General features: G+C 65.4%; 17 protein-coding genes. 7 read left to right on the top strand and 10 right to left on the bottom strand.

Annotated elements, in window-relative coordinates:
• Positions 1–23: 23 nt before the first annotated feature.
• Positions 24–551, bottom strand: a complete 528-nt coding sequence (gene pyrE, locus ACEWFR_RS17805) for an orotate phosphoribosyltransferase (protein WP_374062315.1) — start codon at positions 549–551, stop codon at positions 24–26.
• Positions 552–666: 115 nt separating this feature from the next.
• On the opposite strand from pyrE, the gene ACEWFR_RS17800 reads away from it, so the two are divergent.
• Positions 667–1,626, top strand: a complete 960-nt coding sequence (locus ACEWFR_RS17800) for an alpha/beta hydrolase (protein ID WP_374062314.1) — start codon at positions 667–669, stop codon at positions 1,624–1,626.
• A 93-nt stretch (positions 1,627–1,719) separates the two neighbouring features.
• Here ACEWFR_RS17800 and ACEWFR_RS17795 read toward each other — a convergent pair whose 3' ends face one another.
• From ACEWFR_RS17795 to ACEWFR_RS17775, 5 genes are all read right to left on the bottom strand, one after another.
• A complete protein-coding gene (locus ACEWFR_RS17795; protein WP_374062313.1) occupies positions 1,720–2,478 on the bottom strand; it encodes a 2-oxo acid dehydrogenase subunit E2 in 759 nt (252 codons plus the stop codon).
• A gap of 47 nt (positions 2,479–2,525) precedes the next feature.
• On the bottom strand, positions 2,526–2,789 hold the full coding sequence (locus ACEWFR_RS17790; protein ID WP_374062312.1) for a lipoyl domain-containing protein: 264 nt from the start codon (positions 2,787–2,789) through the stop codon (positions 2,526–2,528).
• Positions 2,786–3,829 carry an alpha-ketoacid dehydrogenase subunit beta gene (locus tag ACEWFR_RS17785; RefSeq protein ID WP_374062311.1) on the bottom strand — a complete coding sequence of 348 codons (1,044 nt, stop codon included), beginning with the start codon at positions 3,827–3,829 and terminating at the stop codon, positions 2,786–2,788. The genes ACEWFR_RS17790 and ACEWFR_RS17785 overlap by 4 nt, the downstream gene beginning before the upstream one ends.
• Entirely contained in the window at positions 3,829–4,842 is a 1,014-nt protein-coding gene (locus ACEWFR_RS17780; protein ID WP_374062380.1) for a thiamine pyrophosphate-dependent dehydrogenase E1 component subunit alpha, read from the bottom strand. The genes ACEWFR_RS17785 and ACEWFR_RS17780 overlap by 1 nt, the downstream gene beginning before the upstream one ends.
• A gap of 320 nt (positions 4,843–5,162) precedes the next feature.
• Positions 5,163–5,708, bottom strand: coding sequence for a CDP-2,3-bis-(O-geranylgeranyl)-sn-glycerol synthase (locus ACEWFR_RS17775; RefSeq protein ID WP_374062310.1), 546 nt, complete (start codon positions 5,706–5,708; stop codon positions 5,163–5,165).
• 211 nt (positions 5,709–5,919) lie between these two features.
• Here ACEWFR_RS17775 and ACEWFR_RS17770 point away from each other — a divergent pair, with 211 nt between their 5' ends.
• From ACEWFR_RS17770 to ACEWFR_RS17760, 3 genes are all read left to right on the top strand, one after another.
• The gene (locus tag ACEWFR_RS17770) at positions 5,920–7,101 is read left to right on the top strand and encodes a M24 family metallopeptidase (protein WP_374062309.1); all 1,182 of its coding nucleotides are present in this window, start codon (positions 5,920–5,922) and stop codon (positions 7,099–7,101) included.
• 44 nt (positions 7,102–7,145) lie between these two features.
• Entirely contained in the window at positions 7,146–8,453 is a 1,308-nt protein-coding gene (gdhB, locus tag ACEWFR_RS17765) for a glutamate dehydrogenase GdhB (RefSeq protein WP_374062308.1), read from the top strand.
• Between the two features lie 123 nt (positions 8,454–8,576).
• Entirely contained in the window at positions 8,577–9,281 is a 705-nt protein-coding gene (locus ACEWFR_RS17760) for a DUF502 domain-containing protein (RefSeq protein ID WP_374062307.1), read from the top strand.
• Between the two features lie 88 nt (positions 9,282–9,369).
• Here ACEWFR_RS17760 and ACEWFR_RS17755 read toward each other — a convergent pair whose 3' ends face one another.
• Together ACEWFR_RS17755 and ACEWFR_RS17750 are read right to left on the bottom strand one after the other, a co-directional pair.
• Positions 9,370–12,597 carry an FAD-binding and (Fe-S)-binding domain-containing protein gene (locus tag ACEWFR_RS17755; RefSeq protein ID WP_374062306.1) on the bottom strand — a complete coding sequence of 1,076 codons (3,228 nt, stop codon included), beginning with the start codon at positions 12,595–12,597 and terminating at the stop codon, positions 9,370–9,372.
• Between the two features lies 1 nt (position 12,598).
• Positions 12,599–13,576, bottom strand: a complete 978-nt coding sequence (locus tag ACEWFR_RS17750) for an NAD(P)-dependent oxidoreductase (protein WP_374062305.1) — start codon at positions 13,574–13,576, stop codon at positions 12,599–12,601.
• 112 nt (positions 13,577–13,688) lie between these two features.
• Here ACEWFR_RS17750 and ACEWFR_RS17745 point away from each other — a divergent pair, with 112 nt between their 5' ends.
• From ACEWFR_RS17745 to ACEWFR_RS17735, 3 genes are all read left to right on the top strand, one after another.
• On the top strand, positions 13,689–15,071 hold the full coding sequence (locus ACEWFR_RS17745) for an amidohydrolase (RefSeq protein ID WP_374062304.1): 1,383 nt from the start codon (positions 13,689–13,691) through the stop codon (positions 15,069–15,071).
• Entirely contained in the window at positions 15,068–16,318 is a 1,251-nt protein-coding gene (gene ilvA / locus ACEWFR_RS17740) for a threonine ammonia-lyase (RefSeq protein WP_374062303.1), read from the top strand. Before ACEWFR_RS17745 ends, ilvA begins: the two co-directional genes overlap by 4 nt.
• Positions 16,319–16,415: 97 nt before the next feature.
• On the top strand, positions 16,416–16,697 hold the full coding sequence (locus ACEWFR_RS17735) for a hypothetical protein (protein ID WP_374062302.1): 282 nt from the start codon (positions 16,416–16,418) through the stop codon (positions 16,695–16,697).
• Between the two features lie 95 nt (positions 16,698–16,792).
• Here ACEWFR_RS17735 and ACEWFR_RS17730 read toward each other — a convergent pair whose 3' ends face one another.
• A complete protein-coding gene (locus tag ACEWFR_RS17730; protein ID WP_374062301.1) occupies positions 16,793–18,154 on the bottom strand; it encodes an aminotransferase class III-fold pyridoxal phosphate-dependent enzyme in 1,362 nt (453 codons plus the stop codon).
• A 176-nt stretch (positions 18,155–18,330) separates the two neighbouring features.
• A complete protein-coding gene (locus tag ACEWFR_RS17725) occupies positions 18,331–20,004 on the bottom strand; it encodes a BCCT family transporter (protein ID WP_374062300.1) in 1,674 nt (557 codons plus the stop codon).
• Between the last annotated feature and the right edge of the window lie 324 nt (positions 20,005–20,328).

Here is a 20,328-nt window from a genome sequence, read left to right as displayed (position 1 = left end):
CTCGCCGCCGGGACGCCGGTCGGTCAGTCGCGGTCGGCGAGTAGCTCGCTCGCGGTCACCAGCGCTTCCATCTCGACGCTGGCGTCCGCGATGTTCTCGCGGCCGCCCTCCTCGCGGTCGACGACGACCAGCGCGCGCTCGACGGTCGCGCCCGCCTCGCGGAGCGCCTCGACGGCCTCGACGACGCTCGTGCCCGTGGTCACGATGTCCTCGACGATGACGACCTCCTCGCCCTCGGCGAGTCGTCCCTCGATCAGGTTGCCGGTGCCGTACTCCTTGCGCTGTTTGCGCGCGATGACGTAGGGGACGCCGGCCGCGACGCTCGTCGCGGCGGCGAGGGGCACCCCACCGAGCGCGACGCCGCCGAGTTTGTCGTCGGCCGACACGCGGTCCGCGAAGGCCTCGGCGACCAGCTCGAGGCAGTCCGGATCGGTCTCGAAGAGGTATTTGTCGACGTAATACTCGCTGGTGCCGCCGTGGGAGAGCTCGAACTCGCCGAACTGGACGGCCTCGGCCGCGCGAAGGGCGTCGATGAGGTCCTGATTCGTCATTGCTCGAGAGAGCGCGCCGAACCGAAATAAGCGGTGTGGAACGGGACTGGGAGGGAACGAGCGGAGAGTGCCAGTACATATACATTTTTATAGCTGCCAGCGCGTGTGTTCCCTGATGACACCATCCAGTGCAGCCGAGCCGCATCCGGACGTGCAGGGGTTTCTCGAACTCTACGAATCGCTCGACACCCCGGAGTTCAGCGAGATCACGCCCGAGGAGGCCCGACGGATGTTCGAGGAGATGCGCGTCGTCGAGGAGCCCGACATCGAACTCGCATCCGTCGAGGACCACACCATCGACGGGCCACACGGCGACCTCGCGGTGCGGAGCTACGACCCCGGGACCGAGGGCGAGGACCGGCCGCTGCTCCTGTACTTTCACGGGGGTGGATGGGTCGTCGGCAGCATCGACACCCACGACGGTGTCTGTCGAAAGCTGGCCGACGACACCGGCTATCCCGTCGTCAGCGTCGACTACGGGCTCGCGCCGGACCACCCCTTCCCCGAGGGATTACAGGACTGTTACGCCGCCCTCGAGTGGGCGGCTGCGGAAGCCGACGAACTGAACGCGGATCCCGACAAGATCGTCGTGGGTGGCGACAGCGCCGGTGGCGGCCTCGCGTCGGGACTGTCGCTGCTCGCTCGAGACCGGGGCGGCCCCGAGATCGCGTATCAGCTGTTGCTCTACCCCAGCGTCGGCGACGCGACCGTGACCGAGGCCTACGAGGAGAACAAGGAGGGCTACTTCCTCACGGAAGACGACATGGAGTGGTTCCGCGGCCACCTCTACGAAACCGATATCGACCTCGGAAACGTCTACGCGCTGCCGTTGCGCGCGAACGACCTCTCGGAACTCCCGCCGGCGACGATCATCACCGCCGGCTTCGATCCGCTGCGCGACATCGGTGCGAACTACGCCGACCGACTCGCGGACGCCGGCGTCCCCGTCGAGTACCACAACTACGACGACATGATCCACGGCTTCTTCAGCATGATCTCGGATCCGATCGATCTGGATCGAGCGCACGAAGCCCACGAGGACGCAGTCGCGGACATGGACGCGGCGCTCGAGTGAGTAGCGATATCGCTCGAGACTGTGTTCAGCAGCGGACCCGTTCAGTAGAGGAACGATCGGACCGGTACCGGCACACAGCGATCGATCGACGAGTTAGCCGTCAGGGACGAACTGCTCTGCCGCCGTGAGCCGGTCGGCGAGGGTCGCCAGAAATCGGGCCGCGTCGGCACCGTCGACGATTCGATGGTCGAAGCTCAGATCGACGTTCATCCGGTTCCGGAACTCGATGCCGTCGTCGCCTCGCTGCGGGCGTTCCCGGATCCGATTCACGCCGAGAATCGCGATCTCGGGCGGATTGATGATCGGCGTGAACGAGTCGATACCGAGCACGCCGAGGTTCGTGACGGTAAACGTACCGCCGCGGAGGTCGCTCATCGAATGCTCGCCCGACTGGACGGACTCCGTGACCCGCCGCCGTTCGGCTGCGATCTCGTCGAGGGGTTTCGACCCGATATCGCGGAGCACGGGAGCCACGAGCCCCGCTTCGGTATCGACTGCGATGCCGACGTTGTGCTCCTCGTAGAGCCGATGCGTTTCGTCTTCGAACGTCGCGTTGAACGCGGGGTGTTCCTCGAGGGTCGCCGAGACCGCACAGAGCACGAGATCGATGACCGAAACGTCTCTCTCGAGTTGCGCGTCGGCGGTCTCGGTCGCTCGCACCAGCGCCTCCGCGTCGACATCTCGACTCGCGGTCACGTGGACCGCGTTCCGATAGCTCTCCTGTAGGCGGTTCGCGATCGTCCGTCGCGTTCGAGAGAGCGATCGCGCTTCGCGGACGGTACGACCCGATCCGCCGTCGGTCTCGGACGACTGTTCCTCGCTCCGGTCGGACTCCGTATCGGTGGGTGGCATAGATGTGAGAGGGTATTCCGTGTGCGCGTTCGAGGGGCCGGACGCCGCTACTCCGGGCGAATCCAGGCGAGGACGTCGCCCCGCTCGAACTCGTCGTCTTCCTCGAGGACGATCTCGTCGAGCGTGCCCGTCACCGGTGCGGGGACGTCGACGCTCACCTTTTCGACCTGGTATTCACAGAGGGCGTCGCCTTCCTCGACGCGACTCCCGTCGCTGAGGAACCAATTGACGACGACTCCCTCGTCTTCGTCCGCATCGTCGGGCCAGACGTCGGCCGTATCGACGGCGACGCGCTCGTCGTTCGCGCTCATTCGTTCGATCGAACGGTTCGAATCGCGTTCGTAATGTCGTCCGCGTCGGGAACGACCTCGTCCTCCATCGACCGCGCGTACGGGATCGGGACGTCGGGAACGGCGACCCGCTCGACGGCCTCGAGGTCGTCGAGGCCGCCTTCGGCCACGCGCGCGATGATCTCACCGGTGACGCCGTAGGACTGGTAGTCCTCGTCGACGACGACCAGATGGCCGGTCTTGGCCACTGATTCACGGACGGTCTCGGTGTCGAGGGGAACGAGCGTTCGGAGGTCGACTACCTCGACGTCGATCCCGTCGTCGGCGAGCGATTCGGCGGCCTCGAGCGCACGGTGGACGTGTAGTCCGAGCGTGACGACGGTCACGTCAGCTCCCTCGCGTTTGACGTCGGCGCTGCCGAAGGGAATCGTGTACTCGTCTTCGGGAACACCGGTCTTCGGGCCGTCCGGTGCGGGGAGCCAGCCGATCCCCATCAGCCGCTTGTGGAACAGGTAGACGACCGGATCGTCGTCGCGGATGGCGTTGTGCATCAGCCCCTTCGCGTCGTAGGCGGTCGACGGCACGATGACTTTCATTCCCGGGAGGTGCGCGAAGGTTCCGTACAGGGTCTGGGAGTGCTGGGCGGCGTCGTTATACGTTCCCCCGACGGCGGCGGTCAGCACCATCGGGACGTTCACGTTCCCGCCGCTCATGTAGGTGTTCTTGGCCAGCTGGTTGTAGATCTGATCCATGCCGACGCCGAAGAAGTCGACGAACATGAGCTCCGCAATCGGCCGCATTCCCGCCTGCGCCGCCCCGACGGCGGCGCCGATGTAGGCCGTCTCGCTGATGGGGACGTCCATGATGCGGTCGCGGCCGAACTCCTCGAGCAGGCCCTCGGTGCTGTCGAAGATCCCGCCGTAGTCCGCGACGTCCTCGCCCATGTAGAAGACCTCGTCGTCGTCGCGCATCTCGTGGGCGATCGCCTCGACCATCGCCCGGCTCATCGTGAGCGATCGATCCGTCTGCCGTCCTCGTCGTTCCGGTTCCTCTTGCGCCATCAGTCGTCACCTCCGGTCTCCGCGGCGGACGGTTCGCTCTCGGTCGCGCCCGACGGCGGGTTCACGAACACGTCCTCGTAGGCCGCGTCCGGCTCGGGTTCGGGCTGGTCTTTCGCCCACTCGATCGCCTCCTCGACGCGCTCGCGGGCGCTCGAGCGAAGGTCGTCGATCGTCTCGTCGGATACGTCGTGGGCCCGAAGCTCGCTCGCCAGTCGCTCGATCGAGTCCCGCTGCTCGGCCGCCGCCTTGTCCTCGTCGGGACGGTACCCCTCCGCGTCGCCCATGAAGTGACCCATGCGTCGGTGAACCTGGACCTCGAGCAGCGTCGGTCCGTTTCCGTCGCGGGCGCGGCCGATAGCCTTCCCGGCGGCCTCGTAGATCGCGACGGCGTCGTCGACGTCGACGCGAGCGCCAGGGAGGTCGAACCCGCCAGCGCGCTGTGCACCGTTCTCGACGTCGGTGACGCGCTCTTTTGGCATGCTGATGGCCCAGTCGTTGTCCTCGATTACGAAGACGACGGGGAGGTTTTGAACGCTCGCCAGGTTCAGCGACTCGAGGAACGCGCCCTGATCGATCGCGCCCTCGCCGAGGAACGCGACGGCGACGCTGTCGGTGTTGCGCTTCTTCGCGGCCAGTCCGGCGCCGACCGCTGGCGGACAACCCTCGGCGATGATCCCGCTGCACGCGAAGTTGACGTCGGGATCGAAGAGATGCATGTGGCCGCCTTTCCCCTTGCTGAGGCCGGTCTCGCGGCCGAAGATCTCGGCGGTCATCCGCTCCAAGTCGACGCCCTTCGCGATGGCGATGTGGTGGGGTCGGTGGGGAGCCGTGACCGTGTCGTCGTCCCGCAAGTGCTGGCAGACGCCCGCGCCGGACGCCTCGTGACCCGCGGCGAGGTGCAACTCGCCGGGAATCGGCCCGGCGGAGATGTCGAACGCGGGCTGTTTCCCCTCGAGATACTCCTCCTGAAGGCGCTCTTCGTAGTGACGCGCTGTCACCATCTCCTCGTACATCCCTTGTAGTTTGCTAACAGCTACCATGTGGCTCTGTAGAGGTGTCGTCACGAACCGATATATAGCTATTCACGCCTCGAGTCACCGATAGAACCGTTTTATGATTTTTCATACATGTCTCTAAATTCACTGTTCCGAAGGGGGTTCGAGAAACTCCTCGAGGAAACCCTGGTCAGTACCAAACTCGACAACTACGAGACGAGCGTGAATCGACGGACAGAAAGTCGAACGATCGCCGTTCCTCGCTGATCGGATACTGTCGGAACGCGTTCGAGAGAAACAGACGGGATCGCGTGCGTTCTCCGAGCCGTTCGTGGCGACTACCAGGGCTCGTTCTTCAGCCCCAGTTTGTACGCGATCATGTTTGTCGTCACGTGGAGGATCGGCGTGAGCACCACGACGACGAGGATGACCTCGAGCGTGAACCACTCGCTGAACCACTCGAAATCGAGCAGGGCGACCAGCGGGAGGGAGACGACGACGAAATCCAGTTGATCGAGACCCGGAAACATCGCGCCGCGCTGGCGGCCGCTTCGGCGTTTGAGGAACGACGCGAGGATGTCCCCGAGCATCGCGCCGCCGGCGAGTCCGAGCGCCGCGAGCGGCGTGAACTCGGGAACTGCGAAGCCGAGCGCGTCGCTGACGGCCGGCTTGACGAGGGTGAGCACGGCGGCGAGCGCGAGACCCGCGAGAATGCCCATCGCCGTCCCGCGCCAGGTCTTCCCGTCGCCCAGTACGCGCTTGTCGCCCCACGTCCGGCCGCCGTCGATCGGCCGGCCGCCGCCGGCCAGCACCGCGGCGTTGTTGGGGACGTAGGCGGGCAACATCGCCCAGAACGCGATCACGATTGTCTCGAGGATTGCCATATCCGCCGGGACGAACCGACGTGTCTTAACCGGCGGTGGTTTGGCGGAAACGATTCGGTGGGACTCGAGTCGAACGGTCCCAGATGGCGCTCGACGCGTACCGATCGGTCACAATCGCATCAAAACAGCATTGTAAACAGTATCTGTATCTTCTGTACACGAAAAGCTTTTAGTTCTCCTGATTGATGCTCCTCGTAGAAGCCCTGTTATCATGCCACGAGAGCATATCTTCGACGAGGCCGAGTACGAGCGCCGGGTCGCTCGGACCAAAGAGCGGGTGCGCGAGGAAGACCTCGACGCGATCGTTGTCGCCGATCCGGCGAACATGAACTACCTGACGGGGTACGACGGCTGGTCGTTCTACGTCCATCAGGCAGTGGTGGTCACCCCCGATCGCGACGAACCCGTCTGGATCGGCCGGGATATGGACGGCGGGGGCGCGCGCGCAACGACCCATCTCGGCGAGGAGAGCATCCGCGCGTACAGCGACGATCACGTCCACTCGCCCCACGACCTCCACCCGATGGACTACGTCGCGGGCGTCCTCGAGGAACTCGAGGTCGCAGACGGCCGAATCGGCCTCGAGATGGACGCCGCCTACTTCACCGCGAAATCCTACACGCGCCTGCAGGAGAACCTCCCCGAAGCGGAGTTCGAGGACGCGACGCTGCTAGTCGGCTGGGTCCGGATCAAAAAGTCCGAGCAAGAACTCGAGTACATGCGCGAGGCCGCGCGAATCTCCGAGAACGCGATGCAGGTCGGACTCGACGTCATCGAGGAAGGGGTCCCGGAGTACGAGGCTGCGGCCGCGATCTACGAGCAACTGATCACCGGGACCGAGGAGTACGGCGGCGACTACCCCTCGATCGTCCCGCTGATGCCGTCGGGCGATCACACCGGGACGCCCCACCTGACCTGGACCGATCGCGAGTTCGAGGACGGCGACCCGGTCATCATCGAACTCTCGGGCTGTCGCCACCGGTATCACTCCCCGCTGGCCCGCACCACGTTCGTCGGCGACCCGCCCGACGAACTCCAGGAAACCGCCGACATCGTCGTCGAGGGGCTCGAGGCCGCGCTCGACGCCGCCGAACCCGGCGTCACCTGCGAGTCGGTCGAGAAAGCGTGGCGCGACACCATCGCGCAGTACGGCCTCGAGAAGGAAGACCGAATCGGCTACTCGATGGGACTGGGCTACCCGCCGGACTGGGGCGAGCACACCGCGAGCATTCGACCGGGCGACGAGACTATCCTCGAGGAGGACATGACGTTCCATATGATCCCCGGGATCTGGACCGACGAGATCGGCATGGAGATCAGCGAGACGTTCCACGTCACGAGTAACGGCGCCGAAACCTTGGCCGACTTCCCGCGACGACTGTTCACGGCCTGACGCCGCCGGCCGCCACGACTTCCCACCACTGCAAACAGATACTCATGAGCACGACACCATCCGCGGACGAGACTGTATCGGACGACGACCTCGACTCGGCATTAATCACCGCCCGCAGGCAACTCGAGCGAGCCGCGACACACGTCGACGTCGATCCCGGCGTCGTCGAGCGGCTGAAACACCCGACGCGGGTTCAGCAGGTTTCGGTGCCCCTCGAGCGCGAGGACGGCAACGTCGAGGTCTTCACCGGCTACCGAGCCCAGCACGACGACGTTCGCGGGCCCTACAAGGGCGGTCTGCGCTACCATCCCGAGGTCAGCGCGGAGGAGTGTACCGGGCTCTCGATGTGGATGACCTGGAAGTGCGCGGTGATGGACCTCCCCTTCGGCGGCGGGAAGGGCGGCATCGCCGTCGACCCGAAATCGTTGACCGACGACGAGACGGAACGGCTCACCCGCCGGTTCGCCGAGGAACTGCGCGACGCCGTCGGGCCGACGAAGGACGTTCCCGCGCCGGACATGGGCACCGACGCCCAGACGATGGCCTGGTTCATGGACGCCTACTCGATGCAACAGGGCGAGACGATCCCCGGCGTCGTCACCGGCAAGCCGCCGGTCATCGGCGGCTCCTACGGCCGCGAGGAGGCCCCCGGCCGCTCGACGGCGATCGCCGCACGAGAAGCCATCCAGTACTACGATCGCGAGATTTCGGACACGACAGTCGCCGTCCAGGGCTTCGGCAGTGTCGGTGCCAACGCCGCGCGCCTGCTCGAGGACTGGGGCGCGACCGTCGTCGCCGTGAGCGACGTCAACGGCGCGATCTACGATCCCGAGGGGATCGACGTCGATGCGATCCCATCGCACGACGAGGAGCCGGAAGCGGTCACCAGCTTCGCGAAGGAACTCGACGACGGTGACAGCGTCCGTCGGCTCTCGAACGCCGAACTGCTCGAGTTGGATGTCGACGTCCTGATCCCGGCGGCCGTCGGCAACGTCATCACGGCAGACAACGCCGACGCGATCTCGGCCGACATCGTCGTCGAAGGCGCGAACGGCCCGACGACGTTCGCCGCCGACACAATCCTCGAGGAGCGAGACGTCCCGGTGATCCCGGACATCCTGGCGAACGCGGGCGGCGTGACGGTGAGCTACTTCGAGTGGCTGCAAGACATCAACCGCCGCCAGTGGACGCTCGAACGGGTCAACGAGGAACTCGAGGAGCACATGCTCGACGCCTGGGACGATGTCCGCGCAGAGGTCGACGCCGAAGGACTGACGTGGCGGGACGCAGCCTACGTCGTGGCGCTGTCACGGATCGCAGAGGCAAAGGAGACGCGCGGACTCTGGCCGTAGCGGACGGGCCGGCCGTCACGATCGGAGCGCGACGCAACGCGGCCGCCGTCGACGCCGCTCTCCTCATCGCCCGCGTTCGAACGAAAGGAAGGTATCATGTCCCAGCAGTTGTACGCTAGAGACATGAGGTCGTGGAAGCGTGTCTTTGCGAGCGGACTGATCGTTATCGGTCCGATACTCGTCACGCTGTACGTCGTCTATCGGGTTTACGCGATCATCGCGGGGGTCGTGCCAGTGTTCGTCTTCGATAGCGAACTGTTAGGCGGCCTGATCGGTCACGAGCCGACACGCGAGTTCGCGGTCTATCTTCTTCGCGTCGTTGTTCCGCTCGGAGTGTTCGTCCTGATAGCGACCGTCGTCGGCTCGTTCACCCGAACGACGGTCGGCGACGTGTTCTCGCGGAGCGTCGACGGCGTCGTGAACCGCGTTCCGGGGCTTCGCGTCCTCTACAACGCGTCGAAGGTCGCCGCCGAGACCACGTTCGGCGAGGAACAGGCGCTGCAGGAATCGGTCAGCGTCGAGAGCTGGGATGGGACCCAGATGCCGGCGTTCAAGACCGGACACACCACGAGTGACGGACGAGTCGTCCTGTTCATCCCGACGGCGCCGAACATCTCTTCGGGGTTCACGGTCGAGGCCGACCCAGACCAGGTCACCGAAACCGACGAGTCCGTCGAAGAGACGCTCGCACGTGTCTTGAGCGGCGGGTTCGGGGAGTCAAAACATCCGAAAACGGAGCGGCCGCGAGCACCGCTCGACACGTCCGACGAACGGTCGACGAACGGCGAGCGGTCGACGGACGACGAGCGGTCGACGAGCAACGAGTGACCGCATGCCGGTAGATGGACGACGAGTAACTGCGCCCCGCTCGACGGACAAAGAGTAACTGCACCCTGCTCGAGGGCGTGACAGCGCGTTACCGCGAGAGGCTGGCCGCGACGCTCTCGATCGGATGGGGCGGATCGTCACAGCCATCGTACTCCGAGAGCTGCGTCCGACAGGACGCGCCCGGCGCGACGACGGTCTCGCCCTCGCTGTCGTCGACCTGATCGAAGAGGATCTGCCCGATCGATCGGCTCAGCGAGTAGTGCTCGGCCTCGTAGCCGAAGGAGCCCGCCATCCCACAGCAGCCCGAATCAAGCGCGTCGACCTCGTAGCCGACCGTCCGAAGGACCGCGGCCGCGTGACCGTCCTTCTTCGTCGCTTTCTGGTGACAGTGGCCGTGATAGGTCAGCCGTTCGTCGAGTTCGGCGGTCGGGAGTCCGGCCGCCAGGTCGAACCGATCGAGATACTCCATGACGCCGTAGGTGTTCGCCGCGACCCGCTCGGCGTCGCGTCCGGAGAGGAGGTCGAGGTAGTCCGACTGGAGCATCACCGCGTCCGAGGGCTCGACCAGGACGACCTCCCAGCCGTCCTCGACTCGCGGAGCCAGCGCCTCGACGTTGGTTCGGGCGCGCTCGCGCGAGCGGTCGAGGAACCCCTTCGAGTGGGCCGGCCGGCCGGTCGAGGTGACGCCATCGGGGATTTCGACGTGAATCCCCGCCGTCTCGAGCACCTGCACGGCCGCCTTCCCCGCTCGCGGGTGGTTGTAGTTCGTGTACGTGTCGGGGAAGAGCAGGACTTTCCGGGTGGCTTCCTCGAGCGGAATCCGAGAGCCGCCTCGCGCTGCTCGCGGCTTCGCCGCTCGCTTGTCCGAGGCGATTTCCTCGCCTCGCGCCTCGAACCAGTCCTCGAAGCTCTCGCCGGCGAAGGTCGGGAGGTCGCGCTCGCGGGCGATGCCGACCGTCTTTTCGGCGATCGTCCCGGCACCGGGCAGCGACGCGGCCCAGTTCGAGAGCGGGGCGAGCGCGGAGCCGACGGCGTTCAGCCGGTCGACGTTCGCGAACAGCTTGTCGCGGAGGCTCGAGCCGTTTTCCTGATGGTTCGCGTGCTCGACTTCCGCTTTGAGTTTCGCCATGTCGACCTCGCTCGGGCAGTCCCGCGCACAGCCCTTGCAGCCGATGCAGAGATCCATTACTTCGGCCAGAAACTCCGGATCGGTCGACTCGGCGTCGAGTTCGCCGTTCATTGCCCCGCGGAGCATGTTCGCCCGGCCGCGGGTGCTCAGGCTCTCTTCCTCGGCCGCGCGATACGTCGGGCACATGACGCCGCCGGTCGTCTCCTGCGAGCCGCGACAGCCACCGCAGCCGTGACAGAGTTCGACCATCCCCTGCATGCCGTTGTCGTTTGCCCACTCGAGGGCGGGCTCGAAGCCCGCATCGAACTCGTACTCCGGCGAGAACCGCAGGTGTTCGGTCATGTCGTGGTCGCCACAGACGGTGCCGGGATTCAGGAGCCAGTCGGGGTCGAACGCGGTCTTCACGTCGCGGAAGAGCGACCAGACGTCCTCGCCGTAGAGTTTGCGGTTCCACTGGGTTCGGGCGCGGCCGTCGCCGTGCTCGCCCGAGACCGAGCCACCGTACTCGACGACAAGATCGGTCACGGCGTCGGAAATCGCCTCGAACTGGTTCAGCCCCGCCGGGCTCTTGGTGTCGACCAGCGGCCGCATGTGCATGCAGCCCGGTCCCGCGTGGGCGTAGAAGCTCGCGAACGTGTCCTGTTCCTCGAGCACGTCCTGAAAGTCAGCCACGTAGTCCGCGAGGTTCTCGGTCGGGACGGCCGTATCCTCGATGAAGGAGATGTGCTTGGCGTCCGAGGTTCGGGAGAGCAGGATCGGTGCCGCGCTCTTGCGGAGCTTCCAGAGTTCGGCGCGGTCGTCGGGCGCGTAGGCCTCGAGGGCGTCGAACGCGCGGACGGGGTCCGAATCGGGAGTCGACTCAGTTGCAGTCGCGCCGCCGTCGGATTCCGGCGCGCTCGAGTCGGGCAATCGATCCGCGAGCATCGCCGCCACTTTCTCGCGAGCGTCGTCCTCGCTCTCGGCGTAGAACTCGACGAGCAGCGCCGTCTCGGTTCCCTCGGGAAGGTTCGCCGCGACGTCGGCAAACTCCTCGGTATTCCGGGCGAGCTCGAGCAACACGTCGTCGATCGCCTCGATCGCCGCGGGGTCGAAGTGCCGGACGATGGTGTCGACGTCGGCCATCGCCTCGAGCAGATCCTCGTAGGTCAACAGGACGACGCCCGTCGTCTCGGGGACCGGCTCGAGCGAGACGGTCGCCTCCGTCACCACGCCGAGCGTTCCCTCGCTCCCGGCGAAGACGCGGGCGAGGTTGACCGTCGCGTTGGGGTCGGGTTCGCCGTCGATTGCAACCGTCTCGTCCGTGTTTTCGTCGAACGCCTCCGGGTCGCCGTAGGCTTCCGCAACGAGTCGGTCGAGGTTGTAGCCGGAGACGTTCCGCTTGAGTTGCGGGAAGACCTCGCTGATCGCCGCGGCTTCCTCGTCGACGACCCGGCGCAATGCGTCGTAGATCCGCTCGAGCAGCTCTCCCTCCGGATCGGCCCGCTCGCGGAGTTCGGCCACTGTCACCTCGCCGAAGCACTCGACGGAGCCGTCGGCGAGGACGACTTCGACGTCCTCCACGTAAGCGTCGGTCTTGCCGTACTGTAGCGAGTGTGCGCCGGTGGAGTTGTTGCCGATCGCGCCGCCGATCGTGCTGCGGTTTCCGGCCGCCGGATCGGGCGCGAACTTCAGGTCGTGTGGCTCGAGCGCGCCGTTCAGGTCCGCGAGGACGGTCCCCGCCTGCACCGTCGCGTGGCGATCGTCGGCCGACAGCTCGCGTAGCCCGTCCATGTGCGTCGTGAGATCGAGCACGACGGCTTCGTTGACTGCCTGTCCGGCGAGGCTGGTGCCGCCGCCGCGCGGGAGGACCGGAATCCCGTTATCTGCGCAGTAGTCGACGACTGCAGCGACGTCGTCGGTCGAACGCGGGAGGACGACGCCGACCGGCGTCACCTCGTAGGCGCTCGCGTCGGTCGCGTAGAGTCGTCGGGAGTACTCGTCGAAGCGGACCTCGCCGTCGATGCGTTCCTCGAGCGCCGAGACGAGTTCGGGGCGATCGATATCGCCGCCGACGTAGTCGTACTCGGCGCGGGGATCCGCTGCGGGATCGTCCGCTCGCGGATCCGACTGCGGCCCGAGAGCGCTCTCGTCCGAGGTCGCGGTCTGGTCGCTGTGGTCGGTCGTGGAACGCGAGTTATCAGCTGCCATCTTACGCTCCGCTCGAGTCGGGCTGATAGACGGCGTTTTCGAGGTCGCCGCCGGTCTCGAGCGCGTCGACGTTGCCCGCGACGATGTCGGCCAGTCGGTCCCAGTGTTTCGGCGTGTGACCGCCCGTGTGGGGCGTAATGAGACAGTTCTCGAGGTCCCAGAGCGGGTGATCGGCGGGGAGCGGTTCGGGATCGGTAACGTCGAGTGCGGCCCCGCGGATGCCCTCGAACTGCAGCGCCGAAACGAGCGCGTCGGTGTCGACGATGCCGCCGCGAGCGGCGTTGACGACGACCGCATTCGGCGGGAGCGTGGCGAGTTCGTCTTCGCCGACGAGCCCGCGGGTCAGGTCGTTGAGCGGGCACGCGAGGACGACATAGTCGCTCCGGGAGAACGCCTCGTGGATATCGTCCTCGTCGAACCCCAGTACCTCGTCGGTCGGACCGCCCTTCGAGGGCGTGTAGCGGATGCCGATCGTCTCGACCTCGAACCCCTCGAGGCGCTGGACGATCGCCTGACCGATCGAGCCGAGGCCGACGATCGTGACGGTGCTGTCGGTGAACTCGTGTGACTGGAAGTGCCGCCACTCGTCGTTTTCCTTCCGCCGCCAGCCCTCGTGGAGCCGGCGCGCGAAGACGAGCATGTTGCCGATCGACTGCTCGGCGATGCCGGGCGCGTGGATGCCGCCCGCGTTGGTGACGGCGACGCCGTGGTCGGCCAGCGCGTCCATCGGCACGTGGTCGGTGCCGGCGAAGGTACACGCGAACAGCTCGAGCCGATCGGCGCGCTCGAGGAGATTTTCATCGATCGTGATGCCTGTCACGACCCGCGCCTGCGGAACGAGTTCACGCTCTTCTTTCGGCGTTCGCGCGAGCGCAACGGTGTGATCGGGCACCCGTTCGCGCAAGGTTTCGGCGTACGACGCCATCGGCAGCCCTTCCGTCCCCTCTCGGAGAACGACGATGTCTGGATCCGTGCTCATGGAGAGTTCCGTGTTGGCCTACCATTGTCACGCGCTCTCTTATCCTTTTTGTGTACCCGTCGTAAACACTGATTGTGTATAATTAAGTTCCTGGGGCGCGTCAGTACCCCGCATGACCGAGCCGATACGGGACCGTCTCGTCAGCCTCCGGCGCAGCTTCCACCGCCACCCCGAGCCGGCGTGGCGCGAATTCCTCACCACGGCACGGCTCGTCGATGAAATCCGAGCCATCGGCGTCGACGAACTGGCCGTCGGACCGGACGCCTACGACCCCGCCGATCGAATGGCCGTCACCGACGACGACCTCGAGCCCTGGATCGAACGCGCCCGCGAGCGCGGCGCGGACGAGGACCTCCTCGAGCGGATGACCGGCGGTAACACGGGTGCAGTCGCGGTCCTCGAGCGCGGCGAGGGACCCACGATCGGTTTGCGGGTCGACATCGACGGGCTGTTCATCGAGGAATCGACCGATTCGGAGCACCACCCTGCGAACGAGGGGTTTCGCTCGAAGATCGACGGGACGATGCACGCCTGCGGCCACGACGCTCACATGACCTGGGGGCTGGCCGTCCTCGAGACGATCGCCGAGAGCGACTTCTCGGGGCGGCTGGTCGTCTTCTTCCAGCCCGCGGAGGAAACCGGTGGCGGGGGCTGCCCGATGGCGAAAAGCGAGTTCGCGGATAACCTGGACTACCTGCTCGCGATCCACGTCGGCCTCGACCATCCCACAGGCGAAGTGGTTGCGGGGATCGAGAAGCCCCTCGCGATGTCCCACGTCGACGCGACAATAACCGGGACCTCCGCACACGCGGGGAAGGCACCGAACGAGGGAGCCAACGCCATGCACGCGATGGGAGCCGCGATCGTGAACGCCTACGGGATCCCCCGGCACAGCGACGGCATGACTCGAGTGAATATCGGCAAGGCCGAAGCGGGAACCGCGAGCAACGTCATCGCCGAGCACGCGTACATGGAAGCCGAGGCCCGCGGCGAGACGACCGCGCTGATGGAGTTCATGGAACGGCGACTCGAGCGCACGATCAAATCGGCGGCCAAGATGCACGGCTGTCGGGCCGAGGTCGACGTGGTCAGCAAGTCGCCGCGGGCCGACAGCGACCCCGAACTGCAGGCCCTGGTCAGCGAGATCGCGAACGGCGTCGAGGGGATCGACCACGTGCTACCGGCCGCCGACTTCGGCGCGAGCGAGGACGCGACCTTCCTGATGGAGCGCGTCCAGGACGAGGGCGGGCTGGCGACCTACATGATCGTCGGTACCGACCACCCGACGAGCCACCACACGCCGACCTTCGACGTCGACGAGGCGAGCCTCCAGCACGGCGTCGACGTACTGGTCGGGACGATCCGGGACCTCGAGCGCCGACATCCGGTTCCGCGTGTCGATGACGGGGCGACCGTGGAGCACGGGGAAAGCGGGCCACTCGGGGAGAGCGGAGCGCTCGGCGAGACCGGAACGCGCACTGAGGACGACGGATGAGCAGGGACCGCGACTCCGACGAGGCGCTCGTCGCACTCGAGGACGTCGAAGCGGCCCGAGAACGCATCGCGGATGTCGTTCACCGAACCCCGCTCGACACCTCGCGGACGTTCTCCCACATGAGCGATGCAGCCTCGGTCGGGCTCAAACTCGAGAACGTCCAACGGACCGGCTCGTTCAAGATTCGCGGCGCGTACAACACGATGGCCCAGTTGTCACCCGAGGAGCACGAGGTGGGCGTCATCGCCTCGAGCGCGGGCAATCACGCACAGGGCGTGGCGCTGGCCGGCGATCTGCTCGACATCGACACGACGATCGTCGTCCCCGAGGTGACGCCGGCCGCGAAGATCGAGGCCACCCGCGGCTACGGGGCCGAGGTCGTCGTCGAAGGCGACATCTACGAACGCTCCTACGAGTACGCCCTCGAACGGGCCGCAGAGACCGGGGAAACGTTCGTCCATCCCTTCGACGACGCGGACGTCGTTGCGGGGCAGGGAACGATCGGCCTCGAACTGCTCGAGCAGTATCCCGAGATCGACACCGTGTTGGTCGCGATCGGCGGCGGCGGGCTCATTTCGGGCATCGGAACGGTCCTGAAGGCCGCTGAGCGCGATGTTCGCGTGATCGGCGTCCAGCCCGAGGGAGCCGCCCACGCGAAGCCGTCGCTCGAGGCCGGCGAAATCCGCCAGCTCCCGGATGTCGACACCGTCGCGGAGGGGATCGCGGATACGCGACTGCTCGAGACGACGTTCGAAATCGCCCGCGAGGTCGTCGACGACGTGGTCAGCGTGAGCGATCGGGAGATCGCCGCCGCGGTCACCCTGCTGGCCGAGCGCGCGAAGACGGTCGCCGAGAGCGCCGGTGCCGCCCCGCTGGCGGCCGCACTGTCGGACGATCTGGACCTCGAGGGTGAGCACGTCGGCATCATAATCTCGGGCGGAAACGTGAACCTCACCGAGCACGCCGAACTGACCAGAACCGGGCTGCACGAACTCGAGCGCTACACCGAAGCGAGACTCGCGCTCGCGGGCTGGCCGACGAGCGTCGGCGCGGTAGTTGAGACGGTGGAAGCCGAGGGTGCCGAGCTGGATGTCCTCGAGCGGGCCCGTCGCACCGCGGTCGACCACCCGAATCGGACGCCCGTAACGATCGGGGTCGAGGGGAGCGGCCCTGGGCATCTCGAGGGGGTACTCGAAGCGCTGTCGGCGCTCGAGGGGGTGTCGGTCGTGGAGCGCACGCTCGAGTAGCCGCCGGCCGTGTTCCGGTTCGTCCGGCGATGGGTGCCGATAGCGATCGAACGAATGTCAGCGAAGTATTTTTTATATCTCACAGATAAATACGGATGTGAATCGGACGCTCTTCTATTACGTCTCGCAGATGGTCGTCGGCGGCGGCCTCACCCTAATCGGGGTTTCGAACATCGTATCCAGTGATTCCGACGGGTTCGTACTCTCGATAAGTTCGGCGTTGATGATCATAGGCGGCGTCGGGATCCTTCTCGGTAACGGATACCACATTCTGAACGGAAACACCGATCGCATCGATATCGGTCGTGTGAGCTTCTGGCTCTCGATAGTCGGCGCGGTACTCATCCTGCTTGCGGGAGTAGTGTCGCTCGCGATCTGAGGGATGGTTCGGCCATCACGTTTCCGCTGGCGTCCGGTTCCAGCCGCCGGCCCCGTGAGGGCGGAGCCGAAATCCGATCGTTCAACGCCGGATCGTCAGGCTACTTTCGCGTTCGGGCTAACGGCCTCGATCGCCTCGCAGAAAATCTCGATCCCGAGTTCGATCTCGCGCTCGCTCGAGTCCAGCGGCGGGAGCAGCCGGATGGTCTTCGTCCCGCAACCGAGGGTGAGCAGGCCGCGCTCGAGGGCCGCCTCGACGACGCTCGTCCGGCGCTCGGGGGTATCGAACTCGACGGCCAGCATCAGACCCTTGCCGCGGACGTCCACGACGGAGTCGGGCGCGTCGTCGCGCAGGAGTTCTTTTGCCTGCTCGCCGCGGCGAGTGGCGTTCTCGAGCAGGTCGTGTTCCTGGATTGCCTCGAGCGTAAAGGCACCCATCATCGACCCGAGCATGTCGCCGCCGCCGAAGGTCGATCCGAGACGGTTCTTCTCGCTGGGGAAGACCTCCGAGCGAGAGATGGTCGCGCCGACGCGCAAGGCCTTCGCGCTGGCGATGACGTCGGGTTCGATCGCATAGTGGTCGGAGGCCCAGATCTCGCCGGTGCGACCGACGCCGGCCTGGATCTCGTCGACGACCAGCGGGATGTCGTAGGTGTCGGTGACGTCGGCGACCTCCTGCATGAAGGTCTCGCTGGGGAATCGGTAGCCGCCGACGCCCTGAATCGGCTCGAGCGTGAGAAACGCGATCTCGTCGGGGTCGATGTGACCACCCTCGGGCGCGAGCATACTGCGAAGCTGTGAGCCGCCGCCGGCGAAGAAGCCACAGTCGCAGCTCTCGGCGTCACAGCCCCGATCGTCGCAGAACGGGACCGTCTCGATCCCGCTGATTTCGGGGTAGTGGCGCGTGTAGACCTCCTTGGACTTCGTCAGCGAGAGGGTGCCGAGCGTGCGGCCGTGAAAGCTCCCCGAAAACGCGACGCCGTACTTCGACGGCGCGCGGTAATCGTTCGTGATCTTCATCGCGTTCTCCATGGCCTCCGCGCCGGAGTTCGAGAGAAAGACGGTGTCCATTCCGTATTGACTCGAGACCTCAGTGAGTTTCTTCATGAGGTGACTCGAGCCGGGGAAGTCGGCCTCGTCGGGGCTCGGGCCGGAGCCGAAGTACATGTCCTGGCCCGCGATCTTCATCGGTTCGACGAGGTCGAACTCGCGGACCTTCGAGAGGACCTTCTCGTTGTTGTAGCCGAGCGGTGCCGCGCCGATATGACAGGTGAAATCGAGGAGAACGTTGCCGTCGACATCGGTGACGAAGGGGCCGTCGGCCTCGCGGGTCACGTCCCAGACGAACTCGTGGGAGTACTCGCTGGGGGCGGAGTACTCCTGATGGAACTCGACCCACTGCTGGGCGTTCGGCCCCGGAAGCGCGTCCGCGTCGGGTTCCGCCGTGTCCCTATCCATACACAATTTATGTGTACCTCATACATTAAAACTTGTTATCGATTGGCGAGGCGGTCGTCGCAAGAGAGGGGGCGGGCATCGACGGCGCGAAAAAACGGACAGCATGACGGCCGAAGCGGATCGGCCGGAGAGGTGGCGGGTCGCGGGCGGTTCAAACGGACTACCGCCAGTCCGTCTCAGTCGTCGTCCGATTCGACGGGACCCCCTGGCCCGGGTGACTCCGGCTCGGGTTCGGCCTTCGTACTCGAGCCGATGAGGACGGTTTCGTCCTGCAGGAGGACCCGGCCGAAGTTCGAGCCGAAGTCCGTGATCAGCGAGCACATCGCGAGGAAGCAGACGAAGGCGAAGGGGGTCCCGGTGATGATCGCCGCCTGCTGGAGCGTGTTCGCGCTGCCGGTACCGCCGAGGATCATCAGGATCGCGGCGGTCATCCCGAGGACGACGCCCCAGAAGACCCGATTGATAGTCGACGGACGCGCCTTACCGCCGGTCGTCATCATCGAGACGGCCAGCGTCGAGGAGTCCGCGGACGTGACGAAGAACGTCGTCACGAGTATCATGAAGGCTAACATGAATATCGATCCCAAGGGGAACGTCTCGAACAGGATGAAACCGGAGACTTCCGCGCCCTGTTCACCGGCGATCACAGCGCTGAAGTCAGCGACACCGTTGTGGTGAGCCCAGACCGAGGTACCGCCGACGAACGTGAACCATGGGATGGTAGCCGCGGATGTCGCGACGATACCGGTAAACGCGACCTCACGGACGGTTCGCCCCTTGGAGATGCGGGCGATGAACAGACCCGCGAACGGGGACCACGAGAGCGCCCACGCCCAGTAGAAGACGGTCCAGGCGTTCATCCAGTTCGTGGCTTCCGGGTCACCCGCACCGAAGGTACCGGCACCGGTAAAGAGACTCATCGAAACGAAGTCAGAGACCATTCCGCCAACGGCCTGCGTGCCGAGCAGGATCAGGAATAGCGTCGGACCGACGATGAACGTCCCCACCATGAGGACGACGAAGAGGATCATGTTGAAGTTCGACAGTCGGCGGATCCCCTTGTCGACTCCCAGCACCATCGAAGTTGTAAACAGCAGCGTCATGAAGGTCACCACGAGGAGGATGCCGATGTTCCCCATACTGATACCCCACTGGTAGTCTAGACCCGTGATGAACTGACTCCCGATGAAGCCGAGCGACGTGGCCACGCCGCCGATCGTCGCGAAGACGGCGAGGATGTCGACGACTTTCGCGGCCGGGCCGTCGAGATTTTCTTTCCCGAGAATCGGGGTCAACGCCGAGGATACCCGCAGCGGGACGTTATCGTAATTGTACGCGAAATACCCGATCGCGATCCCCATTATCGTGAACACCGCGAGCTGGGGCAGCGCCCAGTGGAACAGCGTCTGCTGTATCGCGACGGCCATCGCCTCGGCCGAGCTGCCCTCGACGCCGCCGAACAGGGGCGATGGACTGTCGTAGTAGAACAGCGCCTCGGTTGGCCCCCAGAACACGACGCCGGCGGCGAACCCCGCGGAGTACAGCATCGCGAAGAACGACAGGAAACTGTACTCCGGATCCTCATCACCCATCTTGATCTTCCCCCACGGGCCGATGATCAGGAACAGGAGGAAGACCACGATCAGGAACACGATCAACAGCAGCGCCCAGTTGAACGCACCGAGCATCTGATCGTTGAGCGTCGAGATACCGTTTTCGACCGTACTCGGACTGATGAAGAACGCCGCGATCACACCGACGGTCAACAGCGCTCCGAACGCGAAGACGACCAGGTCGATCTCCTCGAGGAACTCGTCGACCATCCCCTGATCAGCGTCGGCACCACTCATCGTCTCACCCCCCGAACCAGGCGACAGGTCGATGATTTCCTGTGACTCCACCTACCGTTCGCCATGCTGCATGATGGCATACCGCTACCATTGACGCCGTATACAATAAGTGTTTCTCACTCGTGCAGTTTATCAACAGTTTGTGTTTATTGTGTATTTGGACGATATCTGGGCCTACTCAGAGAGATTGGCAACATTCGGCCATAAAATAGAGAGTTAAAGGCAGGAGTGCTGCTAAGAACAGATCAGTAGTAAAACTTGCCGTACTCTTCTCGAGGTCAGTAACTGAGAGTAAACGGGCGTTCGGTGGGTGTTGGAGCCGGC

It is taken from the genome of Natrinema sp. H-ect4 (genome assembly GCF_041894845.1).
Lineage (GTDB): Archaea > Halobacteriota > Halobacteria > Halobacteriales > Natrialbaceae > Natrinema.
Note: the sequence above shows the minus strand (reverse complement) of the source record. Positions and strands in the feature narration are given on the sequence as shown.

Bases quoted from the DNA above. Each gene is read 5' to 3' on its own strand.
- ACEWFR_RS17790 (WP_374062312.1), bottom strand. From the start codon at position 2,789: ATGAGCGCGAACGACGAGCGCGTCGCCGTCGATACGGCCGACGTCTGG.
- ACEWFR_RS17725 (WP_374062300.1), bottom strand. From the start codon at position 20,004: ATGAGTGGTGCCGACGCTGATCAGGGGATGGTCGACGAGTTCCTCGAG.
- gdhB (WP_374062308.1), top strand. From the start codon at position 7,146: ATGAGCACGACACCATCCGCGGACGAGACTGTATCGGACGACGACCTC.
- ACEWFR_RS17780 (WP_374062380.1), bottom strand. From the start codon at position 4,842: ATGTACGAGGAGATGGTGACAGCGCGTCACTACGAAGAGCGCCTTCAG.
- ACEWFR_RS17775 (WP_374062310.1), bottom strand. From the start codon at position 5,708: ATGGCAATCCTCGAGACAATCGTGATCGCGTTCTGGGCGATGTTGCCC.
- ACEWFR_RS17730 (WP_374062301.1), bottom strand. From the start codon at position 18,154: ATGGATAGGGACACGGCGGAACCCGACGCGGACGCGCTTCCGGGGCCG.
- ACEWFR_RS17760 (WP_374062307.1), top strand. From the start codon at position 8,577: ATGAGGTCGTGGAAGCGTGTCTTTGCGAGCGGACTGATCGTTATCGGT.
- ACEWFR_RS17785 (WP_374062311.1), bottom strand. From the start codon at position 3,829: ATGGCGCAAGAGGAACCGGAACGACGAGGACGGCAGACGGATCGATCG.
- ACEWFR_RS17750 (WP_374062305.1), bottom strand. From the start codon at position 13,576: ATGAGCACGGATCCAGACATCGTCGTTCTCCGAGAGGGGACGGAAGGG.
- ACEWFR_RS17745 (WP_374062304.1), top strand. From the start codon at position 13,689: ATGACCGAGCCGATACGGGACCGTCTCGTCAGCCTCCGGCGCAGCTTC.
- ilvA (WP_374062303.1), top strand. From the start codon at position 15,068: ATGAGCAGGGACCGCGACTCCGACGAGGCGCTCGTCGCACTCGAGGAC.
- pyrE (WP_374062315.1), bottom strand. From the start codon at position 551: ATGACGAATCAGGACCTCATCGACGCCCTTCGCGCGGCCGAGGCCGTC.
- ACEWFR_RS17800 (WP_374062314.1), top strand. From the start codon at position 667: ATGACACCATCCAGTGCAGCCGAGCCGCATCCGGACGTGCAGGGGTTT.
- ACEWFR_RS17770 (WP_374062309.1), top strand. From the start codon at position 5,920: ATGCCACGAGAGCATATCTTCGACGAGGCCGAGTACGAGCGCCGGGTC.
- ACEWFR_RS17755 (WP_374062306.1), bottom strand. From the start codon at position 12,597: ATGGCAGCTGATAACTCGCGTTCCACGACCGACCACAGCGACCAGACC.
- ACEWFR_RS17795 (WP_374062313.1), bottom strand. From the start codon at position 2,478: ATGCCACCCACCGATACGGAGTCCGACCGGAGCGAGGAACAGTCGTCC.